The sequence below is a fragment of the Helicobacter himalayensis genome, from assembly GCF_001602095.1.
Taxonomy (GTDB): Bacteria; Campylobacterota; Campylobacteria; order Campylobacterales; family Helicobacteraceae; genus Helicobacter_F; species Helicobacter_F himalayensis.
On sequence record NZ_CP014991.1, the window covers coordinates 1,318,938 to 1,332,826 of the forward strand.

The window sequence follows — 13,889 nt, forward strand, 5'->3', positions numbered from 1 at the left end:
CTTGCTCGCACACTTACAGCGCAAAAATTTGTTGCAATAACCATGGAAGCTTATCGCCAATTTTTAGCGCGCTTAAAATCGCCTGAGATTCCTTGCGCCATTGATAGCTTGCAAAATCTAGCAATATTGGGATTTCTCCCAAACTCTTTGCGCGTAAAAATGCACCAAGTGCTTCAAACTGCTCTATTTGAAAATACTGATTAGGCGCAGATTCTATCATAATGCAAGGAAGCGCACACTGCGCTAGCTCGATAAGCGTTCCACCACCGGCACTTATGGCAATATCGCAAGTTTGCATAAGCGCACTAAAATCGCTCGGGGTTAGATTGCGATAAACCTTAAGATTGTGCGCTTGCGGAATTGTGTGCGGATAAAAATTCCCCAATACCAAATGAAGCGTGGGCGTGTGCGCAAGATTTTCTGTGGTTGGCGCAAGCGAAGTAAAATGAGCATTTAAAAGTTCCACACTTTGCGCGCTAAAGTTTTGCAAATCCGCGCCACCAAAGCAAAGCAAGATATTTTTAATCTCTTTTTTGCATTCAAAATTTGACGTGAAAAATTCAAACGTTGGCGCATATTCAATACCGCAAAAATAGCGCACTTTTTGCTCCTTGCTTAAGTTTTTATAAAGTTTATGTGCGTTTAGCGCGCCATTTAGCACAAACGCACATTTTGGATACACACTGCGATTGGTATCATCAAGACAGAGCAACGCTTTTGGCGCAAAAGAGAGCAAAGCACTAAAATGCGCACGCGTGAAGAAATAGCTATCAACAATAAGATTTGCACCCTTAAAATCCACGTGTGAGGGGAGATTCTGCAAATTTTTATGTGTATTTGGCAAAAAATAAATTTGTGCTGACGCGCAAGGGGCAAGGGAATTTGCAAGGGGTTTTGTAAGAGAATCTAGCAATCTTGCGATTTTTTTACATCGCATTTTATGTCCTAAACCCGCATTTTCTCCGCTATCATAGAGAAAATAAAAACTCTGTATCGCCTCACTCATAAAACTAACTTTAAAAAAGATCAAATTTATAGCGGTATTTAAACTCCGCTAATTCCCAATCTTGCGGCGTGTCAATATCCTGCGCGTCAAAAAAATCTAGCTCCATGCCAAGAGAATGCGGGGCAAAAATAGGCAATTCCTCCAAAAATGCGCCCGCACGTCCAAAATAAAACTGCCCCGCATCATAAAAAAGTGCCTCCAAATCCTGCGTGCGCGTGTTTTGAAACTTTGCCTCCAAAGGCTTGACAAAGCCTTGTGCTTTTTGTGGTAGCAGAATCTCCTCTTTTTGCAGTGTGGTTGCGTGGTTTTCTTGTAGCGAGGTTTGTGAAGATTGCAATCTAAAGCCTCGCAAGGGATTATGACTAAATCGCAAAGCGCTAAAGACATACTGCGCGCTTTTTTGTGATTCTAGCAAGGCAAAGGCGTTTTGCAAAATATGCGCTTGCAAAAGTGGCGTTGCTGGGTAAATACAACAAATAATATCTTGCGGTTTTAACTCCAATTCCCTTGCAGCATGCGCGATAACGCTCAAAGTAGGCGTAAAATCATCGCTCAAATACGCTGGACGCAAAAAGGGTGTTTGCGCGCCAAAGGTATTTGCAACTTCTGCAATTTCTTTAGAATCTGTGCTTACTATAATTTCATCAAAAAGCTTAGATTCTCGCGCACAAACAATTGGGTAGGAAATAATGGACTTACCTAAAAAAGGCTTGATGTTTTTGTGTGGAATTCTCTTTGAGCCTGCGCGAGCGGGGATTATGGCGACGATTTTCATAGAATCTTACAATGCACGCAAAGCTTAAAATGGCCACAAACTTTCAATCCCATCACTCACAGGGTTTTTACTGCGTGTTTGCGAGATAGGACCAAGCGAGCGATAAGCGATTTTTGCATCAGCTAAATAGCGCGACTGCACGGAATTATTTTTCTCCACATCATAGGGACGCACCACGCCACTCACTTGTAAAATCTGCTTTTCACCATCAACTAGAATTTCCTTTTGTCCCGCGATAAAATAATTTCCATTTTCTAACACCTTGATAATGCGCGCGGTGATGGTGGCGTTAATAGAATCTGTGTGATTTTGATTGCCTCCACCGGTAAAGTTTGTCGTATTATTCGCCTTTGTGAGCGTGTAAGCACTCATATCATTAAGCTCTTGGGCAATCTTTTTTTGCTCTTCATCGCTCCCGCCATACTGCAAGCTCGGGGGCGTGCTAGCCCCGCCACTTGTGCCGTTGTAGGCTTTGGTGGTGGCAAAATTCGCGCTAGCACTTTCACTGATGATAATTGTGATTAAATCATCTGGCTTCATCGCGCGTCTATCGGCAAAAAGCGGACGATCACCCGTACCAAAAAGTGAGCCCGCGCGCGGAATGTCTGGGATAAATTCTTGTGCTGGAGATTCCTCAACATATTCAGGGATTTGACTAAAATCGATATCCGCTTCAAAGCCTAGCAACTGGAAATGTAACGCAAAAAATATCGCAAAAATGGAGAATTTTTTTTTCACTTTTAGCTTTCCTTGCAGAGATTTTATACAAGATAAAGCAAAGGATATTCCTTGAAATAAAAGATATTTGTTTTCTGTAAAAAGCTTATTTGCTTCACTATTTTTTAGCCAGATGTTTTACACATACTTTTCAATCTCTCTTAAATCCTGCTTATCGATAATAATATTTGCCGCTTCTTTTAAGACATTTTTCGCACAAAAGGCTATACGCGTGTCAGCAGAGGCAAACATACTCAAATCATTTGCGCCATCTCCCACACATAGCGTATTTTGCCTTTCTATACCAAGCAGATTCTGCAAGCGCACAAGCATTTCACCCTTTGAAGTGCTAAACATCATCTCACCACCTATCTCGCCACTTAACACATCATCTTTGAAATGCAAAATATTGCTAAAATCAGAATCTAGCCCCAAAACCTTTGCAAAATGCCTTGTAGCAAGACTAAAACCACCGCTAAAACACACAACTTTATAACCTTTGCTTTTAAGAATCTGCACGATTTCATGCGCACCAAGATTAAGCGGAAGATTCTCACAAATCTCTTTTGCGCGAGCCAAACTTAGCCCCTTAAGCAATGCCACACGCGATTTTAGGCTTTCATAATAATCAAGCCTCCCCTCCATCGCCTGCGCTGTAATATGCGCTACCTGTGCTTCCACGTTACATTCTTTAGCTAAAAAATCAATCGTCTCGCCATTCATCAGTGTAGAATCAAAATCAAATACTGCTAATTTCATTTTTTCTCCCTTTTAAGCCATTTGTAAAAAACATTTCACACAACCACGCGCGCGATATTTGGCGAAAGGTGCGCTAAAATCTCATAGCTAATCGTGCCAAATACCCTCGCCACATAGCTTGCGTCATTCATCAAGCACACTTTTGGCGCATCACTCGCGCAAGAAAAGCAGTCCATTGACATACGCGGAAAAATCTCATATCCTTCAGCGGTGTGGAATTTCTCGCCATTTTTCTTTAGATTCTGTGCGTGGATTTCATTAAAGCGAAAAAATCCATCGCCATAGCCGACATCATAGGTGCTAACAATGCTTTTTGTTTCTACTCTACCTTTCCCGCCGTAGCCAATTTGTGAATCTTGCTCTAAGGTTTTAGAACAGATTCTCTGCGCCCAAAGGCTCGCAACAGGGCGCAAGTCCGAAGCAATCGACAAGGGGGCTTCCAAATAGCCATAAGCGGCAATTCCTATGCGAACCAAATCATCTTGTAAGGCGTGGGATTGACTTTTTACGCGCAACGCACCAGATGAGCTTAAGGAGTGAAAACGTGGGGTTGGAATCCCAAAACGCACACAAAGGCTACTTACGTGCGCTTTTAGCTCGCTAAATTTCCATCTTTGTTTTTCAAACTCTGCTCCACCCTCATCGCCATAGGCAATATGTGCTAACACACCAAAAAGCGTGAGGTTTTTTCCTGCAATAAGAGTAAAAAAATTTTCTAATTCACTAGGCTGTATGCCGTTGCGATTCATTCCAACATTCAGCTTTAGCTCGATTTTATCGCCACTTTTGAGCCTTTCTAGCATATGCGTATCACTCACCACGACCGCCATATTTGGTTGAAGAGTTTGCTTAGGTGTCACACCACCATAAAAAATACTTATAGATTCAAATAAATGCGCTACCTGTAAGGCTTCGTTGTAATTTTTCACAAACACATTTTTAATGCCATTTTGCTTGGCTAAATGTGCCATTTCAATCAAGCCATGCCCATAAGCATTATCTTTTAGCACAAGGGCTATTTTTTCTTGCGCACCCAAAACTTGAGTAATAATAGAAAGATTATGTCTAAAAGCACGAGAATCTAAGAGAATTTCTGCCATAAAAGCTAAGCCTTGATTCTAAGATTTAGCTTGCGCTAAAACGCACAAGCTGTGGTATTTCAAAAGTTATTTTGGTAACCCTGAAATGTAAGTTGCAAGCTCATCGATTTCCTCATCTGTAAGCTTTGCGGCATTTGGTTTCATAAGGTTTGCTTTACCATGGCGATTAAGCGTTCCAGCACGATAAGCTTTCAAGTCTTCTACAATTTCTGCTTTACCAAGTCCAGCAATTTCAGCATTACCAAAACTTGTTTTCTTTCCATCAGCTCCATGGCAACTAACGCATTTTTTGAAAGTAGCAGGCGCATCAGCTAGCGCAAAACTTGCAAACCCAACAAACGCTAAAAGTAACAACTTTTTCATACTATACTCCTTATAAGCTGTCTTAAACAGCACCCTTATTTGTTTCCCGCAATTGAGAAACGCAGTATTCTAACACAATTTTTACTCAAAATCGCGCATACTTCAGGAATCCATAGGATTTTGTTATGTTTTGGTATTATAATTACGCGTTGCTAAGGTTTCGCAGATTTTAAGAGCTTATGTTTTTTAGTCAATTTAAGGAGTTTGTTATGAGCTACAAAAGATATGAGAGGGGTTATTTTATGCCTCCAGATTCTCATAAATATTTAGAATGGGCGCAGAAAGAATATGTCACAAAAGCGCCAATTTGGTGCAGTGTGGATTTGCGCGATGGGAATCAAGCACTCATCACACCTATGAGTTTGGAAGAAAAAATCGAGTTTTTCAAGCTTCTTGTAAAAATCGGCTTTAAGGAAATAGAAGTCGGATTCCCAGCAGCAAGCCAAACAGAATACGCCTTTTTACGCACGCTAATTGAGCAAGATTTAATCCCCCAAGATGTCTGTGTGCAGGTGCTTACCCAAGCGCGCGAACACATTATCAAAAAAACTTTTGAAAGCCTGCAAGGATGCAAAAATGCCATCGTGCATGTGTATAACTCCACTTCTTACGCCCAACGCGAGCAGGTATTTAGAAAATCGCGCGAAGAGGTGAAAAAAATCGCCATTGAAGGTGCAAAGCATTTGATGGAATATGCAAGCAAAACAGAAGGAGGCTTTAGGTTTGAATACTCACCTGAAAGCTTTAGCGGGACAGAGATGGAATACGCACTTGAAGTGTGCAATAGCGTGATTGAAGTTTTTCAACCCACAAAAGAAAAAAAACTTATTTTAAATCTCCCTGTCACCGTTGAAATGAGCCTACCACATATTTATGCCACACAAATAGCATATATCTCACAAAATGTAGATAAGCGTGAAAATGTGCTTATCTCATTGCATCCGCATAATGATAGAGGTTGTGCGATAGCAGATGCAGAACTAGGGCTTTTAGCTGGAGCAGATAGGATTGAGGGCACGCTATTTGGCAATGGTGAGCGCACAGGGAATGTCGATATTATCACCCTTGCGATGAATCTGCATACGCACGGTGTTGATTCTAAGCTTGATTTTAGCAATATTCCGCCAATTTGCGAGGTGTATGAACGCGTGACAAAAATGCGCGTGTATGAACGTCAGCCTTATTCTGGCAAGCTTGTGTTTGCGGCGTTTTCTGGCTCGCATCAAGATGCAATCGCAAAAGGTATGGCATATCACGCAGAGCACAAGCTTAACACTTGGAATGTGCCATATTTGCCAATCGACCCAAAAGATGTGGGGCGCGAGTATGAAAGCGATGTGATACGCATAAATTCCCAAAGCGGCAAAGGCGGGATTGCTTATGTGTTGCACACGCAGTTAGGCATCGATTTGCCCGCGCAGTTTAAAGAGGCGTTTTCCTACTATGTTAAGGATATTTCGGACAAGGCGCATAAGGAACTAAGTGTTGGGGAGATTTGCGAGATTTTTCAAAATGATTTTGTGAATCTAAAAACACCGCTAGAGCTTTGTGAATATCGCTTTGAAAAGCAGGAAAACGGCTTTAGCGTGGAGTTGGAATTGCATTTTAAAGGCAAAAGACATAAATACCACGCGCGCGGAAATGGGCGACTTGATAGCATAGCAAATGCTTTGCGGGAGAATCTAGGCTTAGAATTTGAAATCATCGATTACAGCGAGCATTCTTTGAAAGAGGGCTCAAGCTCGCAAGCCATCTCTTATGTGCAGATAAAAAGTGGCGGTGTGAGATACTTTGGCGCGGGGATTGACACAGATATTATCATCGCAAGTGTGCAAGGGCTTGTCAGCGCAATAAATCGCAGTTTGGTGGATTCTGAAAAATAAATAAAAATGATAGAAAGTCAGAAACTATTCCATTAATCGTATCACTTACAAGAGCAAAGCCCCTGACAAGCTCCGCTTCGCGCGCATACTTGACGCGTTTTGGCTGATTGGGTTTGTGGATTTTTTGGAGAATCTTAGATTCTTCGCCTAAAGACTCAGAATGACAAGCTTTGAGGATAAGCAAAACATCTTGGAATCTACGCCTTAAAATCCAACCAAAATACCAAACTTGCAAAAATCCCGCTCTTTACTAACATAACTTCTTAGTACTTATTACCCAAAAAGCCTCTTTTCATACACCCTGCGGATTTCTGGGATATAGGTTTTGATACCAGATTCTAAGCTAAAACGCGGTGTGTAGGAGAGAAACTCGCTTGTAAGACTGATGTCTGCCTGCGTGTGCGTTTGGAAAAAGCTATACGGATTTTTAATATATTCCACTTCAAAATCCCCAAGCTCAGCTTTCAGCGCATTTATAATGTCATTATAGCTTCGCGCCACGCCCGAACCCACATTATACACACCACTTTTTTGTGCCTCCATTGCCTTGACATTTGCCTGCACGACATCTTTGATATATACGAAATCCCTTTGTTGCTCACCAAACTCAAACAACCTCACCTTTTTATGCTCGAGTGCTTGCAAGCCAAGCTGCAAAACCATCGATGCCGTTTTGCCTTTAAAGGTCTCACGTTCACCAAAAACATTAAAATACCTTAGTCCAATAAGCGGTATTTGAGAATCTTTTGCCAACTCTTTGAGTGTGAAAATATCCATATTGAGCTTTGAATATCCATACACATTTTCTGGAATCTCATTTACCCCCACGATATTTGGCGCGGGCGTGTTGCCATAAGTGCCCGCAGATGAGGCATAGATGAGCATTGCATTTTGCTCTTTTGCAATCTCATACAATTCCACAAAGGCTTCGAAATTTGTGCGAATCATTAAGTTTTGATCCATTGCGGTGGTGTCAGAAATAGCCGCCTGATGGAAAATATAATCAAAATCACGCCCTTTAATTTTATACAAATCCTTCGTAATGTCGCCCACAATAATTTCACCCTTAAAATCAAGCAGATTCTTAAAATGCCCCAAGCTCGTAGGATTCCCACTAGGGAAGGTGCTACCATCGCGGAATTTATCAAACACGCAAACATTTGCCTGCGGGTGATGCTTTTGAAAATAAAGCGCGAGATTACTTCCTATAAAGCCCGCACCGCCTGTGATAAGAATATTTTTTTGCACTAAGTCATCATAAATATATTTCATCGCTCGCTCCTTTTATTGAGATTGCCTTGCGTGAGCAAAGGTGGGATTTCTTTAAGCGCGTGAATTATGTGGAGATTGTTTATAGCTTGTAGCTTAGAATCTCCACAATCCTCTTGTGTGATAAAAAATTTCTGCGCAATGTGAGAATCCTGCGCACACTGCACATCTGTGATTTTATCACCAATTAAAAGTGAGGCGGAAAGATTAATATCAAAATCTTTGAGTGCGGATTCTATCATACCGATTTTTGGCTTCCTACACGCACAATTTTGCGCTGGCGTATGCTCACAAAAATAGATTCTATCAAAGCAAAAACCAAGCTTTTTGCGCAATGTTTCTTGCATAAAGTTATGCAACTTCTCCATTTGCGCACGCGTGTAGAATCCGCGTGCGATACCGGATTGATTTGTCACCACAATCAGCAAAAAACCCTTATTTTTCAAGAATTCCAACAGCTCGAAAATACCCTCATTAAAGACAAAATCCTCTTTTTTATACACATAACCACTATCGATGTTTATCACGCCATCTCTATCAAAAAACGCGCAAGGTTGTGAATCTCGCATTTGTGGTTACTCGCTTTGTGGCAAAGGATTTTTTGTAACTTTGAGCTTTTGAATGCGCGTGTTATCCATTTCAATTACTTCAAACTCGCAAGAATGCGCACTGCAAGTATCACCAACTTCTGGCAAACGCCCCAAAAGTCCAAAAATATATCCGCCAATTGTGAGATGATCATTTGTCTCATCAATTTGCACACCTAGCATTTCTTCAAAGCTTTCAATATCAAGTTTTCCGCTTACTTCATAGGTGTTTTCGCTTAGCTGCTTATACTCGCTTACTTTTAAATCGTGCTCATCAGAAATATCACCCATCACTTCCTCGATAATATCCTCCATCGTCAAAAGCCCCGAAGTCCCGCCAAATTCATCAACCACAAGCGCAGTGTGAATTTGCTGACGTTTCATTGTGGTGAGGATTTCAGAGATATGTGCAGATTCTGGGACAATAATCATTTTACGCACAAGAGAAAGCATATCGCGCTCTTTTTTCTCCACAAGACTTTCAAGCAAGTCACGAATATGAATCATTCCTAAAATATTATCTTTAGAATCTGTATAGTAAGGATAGCGTGTGTGGTTGGTCTCTAGCACGATTTTTAGATTCTCCTCATAGCTATCTTTTGCGTTGAGACACACCATATCTTTGCGCGGTGTCATAATCTCTTTTGCCAAAATATCTGAAAAATCTACCGCATTTTTGATAATCTCACCTTCAATAGAATCTATGTATCCACCTTTTAGACTCTCCCCAACGATGATTTTAAGCTCTTCTTCAGAATGCGCGAGCTCGCCTTCTTTTGCCTGCGTGATACCAAGCCTTTTTAAGAAAAAAAGCGCAAGCAAATCAAAAAGATGAATAAAAGGATAAAACGCAATCCAAAAATAATGCAAAGGTTTTGCGATAAAAAGCACCATAGATTCCGTCTTTGCAATGGCGATAGACTTTGGCACAAGCTCGCCTAACACGACATGAAGCAATGTGATAAACACAAAAGAAATGGTAATTGAGATAATATGAATAATGGCATTTTCACCATCAAAAGCAAAAGCAAAAAAGTAAGTAATAAGCTTTCCAATACCATCTTGACTAACCCAGCCAAGCGCTAAGGAAGCAAGTGTAATACCAAGCTGTGTGGCACTTAAATAAGTATCAAGGCTTGAAGTGATTTTAAGTGCCAAAGAGACATTTTTCACGCCATTCTTTGCAAGCTCTTCAAGCTTTGACCTTCTTACTTTGACAATAGCAAACTCGCTGACAACAAAAAAAGCATTCACAAAAACTAAGATAAATGCCAAAAGGACTAAAAAACCCGAGTGATATGGATCCAAAAATACTCCTCACAATTTTAATAAAAGGCTAATTGTAACAAAGCTGTTTTAAAAAATGCTAAATTACAAAATCAATACTCATAGCAATATAGCACGCAACCCCGCCAAGCACCGCTGAAACAGGCACGGTTATAAGCCACGAAGCGACAATTTTATTTATCGCGCTACGTTTGACAAGCTCATGTTTGTAAGCCTTTTTGAGATTCTTTTTTTCCTTTTTGCTGAAGCTAAGCGCGTATTTGCTCTTATTAGTTTTCAAGGATTTGAGAATCTCACCTTTTTGTTTCACGCTTGCTTTATTAAAGTTTGTCAAAAAGCGCTCCACTTCTGCAGAATCTTTCCCTCTGTGTGCGTCTATAATGGTTTGCTGCATTTCATAATAGCGCTTTTTAAGATATTCTCTCAAAAATCCAACGCCAAAAATCGCGCCAATAGTTACATGCGTAGAACTCACCGGCAAGCCTAACTGCGAAGCAACTAGGACGGTTATCGCCGCACTCATCGCCACACAAAACGCGCGAATTTTATCAAGCTCGGTAATCTCATTTCCCACCGTGCGGATAAGACGCGGACCATAAAGCGCAAGCCCGATTGAAATCCCAAGCCCACCGATAAAAAGCACCCAGAGTGGCACGCCAGCCTTACTTCCTGAAAGCTCACCACCTAGAGAATCTAGCGCTTGATTAATCGCGGCAAGCGGTCCAATGGCATTTGAAACATCATTTGCGCCGTGTGCGAAGCTTAACATCGCCGCAGCAAAGATAAGCGGAATAGTAAAAAGCGTGCCAATATCCTCTTTTGTATTTGTCAAAGTTTGCACCTTTTTTGACACCAAAGGACGCGCGATAAAATACACAACAAGTGCAATTACAAACGACACAACAAGTGCTAAACTAAAGCTAATAGGTAGAATCTGCTTTAAGCCCTTCATCAACATATAAAGCACAAAAGCAAATGACATAAGAAAAATCAGTAGTGGCACGACAAGCTCTGCAGCGGCTTGCTTGTTTTCTTTGTAAGTAATAGTATTTTTAATCAACACCAAAAACAGCACTGCAATCACACCCCCCATAACAGGCGAAATAATCCAACTAGAAGCGATGCGTCCAAGCGCCGTCCAATTCACCACACTAAAGCCACCAGCCATAATGCCAGCGCCCAAAATCCCACCCACAAGGGAATGCGTCGTAGAAACAGGCGCGCCAATAAAAGTTGCCAAATGTAACCACAGCGCAGAAGAAAGTAGTGCACCAAGCATCACGCAAATAAAAATCCTAGAATCTTTCACAGATTCGGGGGCAATAATTCCAGATTTTATCGTATCGACCACATCAGCACCCGCCACAATCGCACCAAGTGCTTCAAAAATTGCTGCTATGGCAATCGCGCCAAGTAGTGTAATAGCTTTTGAACCCACAGCCGGACCGACATTGTTTGCCACATCATTTGCGCCGATATTCATCGCCATATACGCGCCAATAACCGCCGAAAACACCAGCACTAACACATTTGCACTCGCTCCAAACACAATAGCTATGAGCGAAACAACAATAAAAAACACCAACACAATGCTAATTTTAATGCTATCACTCAAGTTGTTTTGGTTTGCCTTTTCAATCTGTTTAACAACCTTAATATCCATAAGAAGATCCTAAGCCTTAAAAATGAAAGTAGCGTTTATACTACCTTAAAATCCCTTTGTACATAGCAATTTTTGCAAAATTTCAAATTTTGTGGCAAAAAATCAACAAAGTTTTATTTATTAAAGTTATAGAGCAGATAGAATCTTGCAATTTTGGCATTTGGCGATTAAAAAAGATTAGGATTCGTTTGGGTTAGAAAACATAAAATATGAAAGCAGTGCTAACATAAAGCGAGATTTACTCTCCCTGAAAAACCTTAAATCACAAGGAATAATTGCCTTTTATTCCTGCTTTCCGTCTTTTTTGCGCGTAAGTCCATATTTTTTGCGCTTTTCCCATAGGCTTTTGCGGCTCATTCCAAGCCTTTTTGCGAGCTCAATATCTGGATATCGACTTTCAAATTTTGCGATGATAATGCGCTCATATTCTTTCACGGAAAGAATCTTCCCTCCAAGCTCAAGGCTATTTGAATAACCAGAAATATCCACAACCTGTGGAAATGCCACCTTTTCATTTGAAATGATTGAAATAATGCAGCTAAATTTTAATGCCATATCTAAAAAGTCCTTCACTTCGGACTTTTTAAGCTCTTCTAAATTTGTGATATAAAAAATCTCATTTTTGCTAGGCTGATTTCTAAAAACCTGTTTCCAGCGGTCTTCTTTAAGCGTCAAAAATGAAAAAGTAACATTTTTTTCACGTGCATAACGCATAGCGTAAATATCTGCACTGCGTTGGGAATTTGTCTTAATCACAAAGGGTGGGTTATAGGCGATTGGGTCGGGCGTGGCGAGTTCTTTTTGGATAAATTTAAAATAATCACGATAAAAGCTTACTTCGTGTGTTAAATCTTGATAGGACTTGTAATGTTGGATTTTACGCACAAGCTCATCAATCATAAAAGGCTTCACAATATAATCTGCAATGCCGTTCTGCAGGGGCTTTGTAACCGTATCATCATTGATATAATTTATCATTAAAATAATAATCGCCTTACTAAAACGCTTCAAAAGCTCGAGGTAATTATTGTCAATGCTCTCAAGCGAGGCAAGCACGACATCAAAATGCTCTTTTTTATCCACATCGCTAAGCGACCCGATACTTACGCATTCAAATTGAAAATCATTCAGCCTATTCACAATTCCCTGCGCTAAATAGGTTTCGCTCTCAATAATCAAAATTTTCATTTCACACAACCCCTTTTAAGATAATTTTAAAAAAAATCTGCTAGATTCTACGCCAATCAATTGCGCGTAAAGTCACTAATGCACTCACTGCTACGCCCTCTTTCCGCCCGATAAAGCCCAGCCCTTCTGTCGTGCTTGCCTTAATGCTGACATTTGCAACCTCGATTTCCAAAAGCTTTGCGATACATTCTTTCATTGCTTGCTTGAAAGGCGCGATTTTCGGAGCTTGGGCTAAGATTGTCAAATCACAGCGCACGACTTCAAAGCCCACGCTACGCGCATAATAATACAGCTCCTGCAAAAGTTTTTTAGAATCTGCGCCCCTAAATTCTTCGCTCGTATCTGGAAACCACTGCCCAATATCACCGGCATTCATCGCGCCTAAAATCGCATCACTTAGCGCGTGAAGCGCGACATCGCCATCGCTATGGGCTTTGAAGCCAATAGGAGATTCTATATTCACGCCTCCTAGCACCATTTCTTTGCCCTCTTCAAAGCCATGCACATCAAAGCCACTACCAATGATATTTTCAGCACTTGCCACGCCAAGAGATTGCAATATTTCCAAATCCTCACCAAAAGTAAGCTTGTGTAATTGCCTGCTACCCGCGACAAACTTCACTTCTAAACCAGATTCAAAAAATGCGGAGCTTTCATCGCTAAACTTTGCATAATATTCAGAATCTAAAAGTTTTTTAAGAGTTTGCGTGTGGCTAAGTTGGGGTGTTTGGATAAGTTTTAAAGATTCTCTTTGCAAATAAGATTCTTTATAAAATGCCGTGTCTGCCACGTTTAGATAAGGCACAGCGCATATTTTAGATTCCACAGAATCAATACACGCCAAAAGTCGCTCAACCACACTAAAATCAACATTACATCGCGCCACATCACTCACTAGCACAAAATCGCTTTTCACCACTTCAAGCGCGTTTTTTAGACTTTGTGCGCGAGAATCTCCGCCCAACACAATAGTATGCTCACTTATATTTCGCATATAAAACAAATCTTGCTTTGAAGCCGTGATGACAACCTCGCTAAAGGCATAATGCGCGCAAAAATTCCGCGCTACTTCCTGCCACAACGCCCTTTCACCGATACGAAGCCACTGCTTTTTGATAAAGCGCGCTTTGGGATTGACAAAATTTGAAAGGTTAGATTCTTGATTAGAGTTTGCAAAACGCTCGCTATTTCCAGCCGCCATTAAGACTAAAGCGATTGTGCAAGGCAAAGGTCGAGGCGCGTTCAATAAAGACATATAAAAATTTCCTAATTCCCTAACTATTTTGTTAAAT

Annotated in this window: 14 protein-coding genes; 1 reads left to right on the plus strand and 13 read right to left on the minus strand. The window is 40.8% G+C overall.

What is annotated here, in order from left to right:
• Window positions 1-13 precede the first annotated feature (13 nt).
• The 6 genes from A3217_RS06390 to A3217_RS06415 form a co-directional block, all read right to left on the minus strand.
• Window positions 14-1,006, minus strand: a complete 993-nt coding sequence (locus tag A3217_RS06390; RefSeq protein WP_066389003.1) for a hypothetical protein — start codon at window positions 1,004-1,006, stop codon at window positions 14-16.
• Between the two features lie 10 nt (window positions 1,007-1,016).
• Complete coding sequence (locus A3217_RS06395; protein WP_066389006.1) at window positions 1,017-1,781, minus strand: cytidylyltransferase domain-containing protein; 765 nt, start codon at window positions 1,779-1,781, stop codon at window positions 1,017-1,019.
• Between the two features lie 24 nt (window positions 1,782-1,805).
• On the minus strand, window positions 1,806-2,519 hold the full coding sequence (gene flgH / locus A3217_RS06400) for a flagellar basal body L-ring protein FlgH (protein ID WP_066389008.1): 714 nt from the start codon (window positions 2,517-2,519) through the stop codon (window positions 1,806-1,808).
• A gap of 117 nt (window positions 2,520-2,636) precedes the next feature.
• Window positions 2,637-3,257 carry a phosphoserine phosphatase SerB gene (gene serB, locus A3217_RS06405; RefSeq protein ID WP_066389009.1) on the minus strand — a complete coding sequence of 207 codons (621 nt, stop codon included), beginning with the start codon at window positions 3,255-3,257 and terminating at the stop codon, window positions 2,637-2,639.
• A 35-nt stretch (window positions 3,258-3,292) separates the two neighbouring features.
• Window positions 3,293-4,357: an alanine racemase gene (locus tag A3217_RS06410; RefSeq protein WP_066389011.1), complete on the minus strand. Its 1,065-nt coding sequence runs from the start codon at window positions 4,355-4,357 to the stop codon at window positions 3,293-3,295.
• A 66-nt stretch (window positions 4,358-4,423) separates the two neighbouring features.
• Complete coding sequence (locus A3217_RS06415; RefSeq protein ID WP_066389012.1) at window positions 4,424-4,720, minus strand: c-type cytochrome; 297 nt, start codon at window positions 4,718-4,720, stop codon at window positions 4,424-4,426.
• Window positions 4,721-4,929: 209 nt separating this feature from the next.
• On the opposite strand from A3217_RS06415, the gene A3217_RS06420 reads away from it, so the two are divergent.
• Window positions 4,930-6,603, plus strand: coding sequence for a 2-isopropylmalate synthase (locus tag A3217_RS06420; protein WP_066389013.1), 1,674 nt, complete (start codon window positions 4,930-4,932; stop codon window positions 6,601-6,603).
• On the opposite strand, the gene A3217_RS06425 is transcribed toward A3217_RS06420, so the two are convergent.
• From A3217_RS06425 to A3217_RS06455, 7 genes are all read right to left on the minus strand, one after another.
• Entirely contained in the window at window positions 6,563-6,838 is a 276-nt protein-coding gene (locus tag A3217_RS06425) for a hypothetical protein (protein ID WP_066389015.1), read from the minus strand. The two genes, A3217_RS06420 and A3217_RS06425, sit on opposite strands and share 41 nt — an antisense overlap.
• Window positions 6,839-6,876: 38 nt before the next feature.
• Window positions 6,877-7,875, minus strand: coding sequence for an ADP-glyceromanno-heptose 6-epimerase (gene rfaD / locus A3217_RS06430; protein WP_066389016.1), 999 nt, complete (start codon window positions 7,873-7,875; stop codon window positions 6,877-6,879).
• Window positions 7,872-8,441 (minus strand): D-glycero-alpha-D-manno-heptose-1,7-bisphosphate 7-phosphatase, encoded by a 570-nt coding sequence (locus A3217_RS06435; protein WP_066389017.1) that lies wholly within the window; start codon window positions 8,439-8,441, stop codon window positions 7,872-7,874. The genes rfaD and A3217_RS06435 overlap by 4 nt, the downstream gene beginning before the upstream one ends.
• 6 nt (window positions 8,442-8,447) lie before the next feature.
• Window positions 8,448-9,767: a hemolysin family protein gene (locus tag A3217_RS06440; protein ID WP_066389018.1), complete on the minus strand. Its 1,320-nt coding sequence runs from the start codon at window positions 9,765-9,767 to the stop codon at window positions 8,448-8,450.
• A 58-nt stretch (window positions 9,768-9,825) separates the two neighbouring features.
• A complete protein-coding gene (locus A3217_RS06445) occupies window positions 9,826-11,409 on the minus strand; it encodes an inorganic phosphate transporter (protein ID WP_066389019.1) in 1,584 nt (527 codons plus the stop codon).
• 282 nt (window positions 11,410-11,691) lie between these two features.
• A complete protein-coding gene (locus A3217_RS06450; protein ID WP_066389020.1) occupies window positions 11,692-12,597 on the minus strand; it encodes a DNA-binding transcriptional response regulator in 906 nt (301 codons plus the stop codon).
• A gap of 40 nt (window positions 12,598-12,637) precedes the next feature.
• Entirely contained in the window at window positions 12,638-13,852 is a 1,215-nt protein-coding gene (locus A3217_RS06455) for a bifunctional 2-C-methyl-D-erythritol 4-phosphate cytidylyltransferase/2-C-methyl-D-erythritol 2,4-cyclodiphosphate synthase (protein WP_066389022.1), read from the minus strand.
• Window positions 13,853-13,889: the final 37 nt, after the last annotated feature.

What these genes read in the sequence shown, in the direction of transcription:
- A3217_RS06420 (WP_066389013.1), top strand. Translation starts at nt 4,930, where the DNA reads ATGAGCTACAAAAGATATGAGAGGGGTTATTTTATGCCTCCAGATTCT.
- A3217_RS06390 (WP_066389003.1), bottom strand. Translation starts at nt 1,006, where the DNA reads ATGAGTGAGGCGATACAGAGTTTTTATTTTCTCTATGATAGCGGAGAA.
- A3217_RS06410 (WP_066389011.1), bottom strand. Translation starts at nt 4,357, where the DNA reads ATGGCAGAAATTCTCTTAGATTCTCGTGCTTTTAGACATAATCTTTCT.
- A3217_RS06435 (WP_066389017.1), bottom strand. Translation starts at nt 8,441, where the DNA reads ATGCGAGATTCACAACCTTGCGCGTTTTTTGATAGAGATGGCGTGATA.
- A3217_RS06455 (WP_066389022.1), bottom strand. Translation starts at nt 13,852, where the DNA reads ATGTCTTTATTGAACGCGCCTCGACCTTTGCCTTGCACAATCGCTTTA.
- A3217_RS06445 (WP_066389019.1), bottom strand. Translation starts at nt 11,409, where the DNA reads ATGGATATTAAGGTTGTTAAACAGATTGAAAAGGCAAACCAAAACAAC.
- rfaD (WP_066389016.1), bottom strand. Translation starts at nt 7,875, where the DNA reads ATGAAATATATTTATGATGACTTAGTGCAAAAAAATATTCTTATCACA.
- A3217_RS06415 (WP_066389012.1), bottom strand. Translation starts at nt 4,720, where the DNA reads ATGAAAAAGTTGTTACTTTTAGCGTTTGTTGGGTTTGCAAGTTTTGCG.
- A3217_RS06450 (WP_066389020.1), bottom strand. Translation starts at nt 12,597, where the DNA reads ATGAAAATTTTGATTATTGAGAGCGAAACCTATTTAGCGCAGGGAATT.
- A3217_RS06395 (WP_066389006.1), bottom strand. Translation starts at nt 1,781, where the DNA reads ATGAAAATCGTCGCCATAATCCCCGCTCGCGCAGGCTCAAAGAGAATT.
- serB (WP_066389009.1), bottom strand. Translation starts at nt 3,257, where the DNA reads ATGAAATTAGCAGTATTTGATTTTGATTCTACACTGATGAATGGCGAG.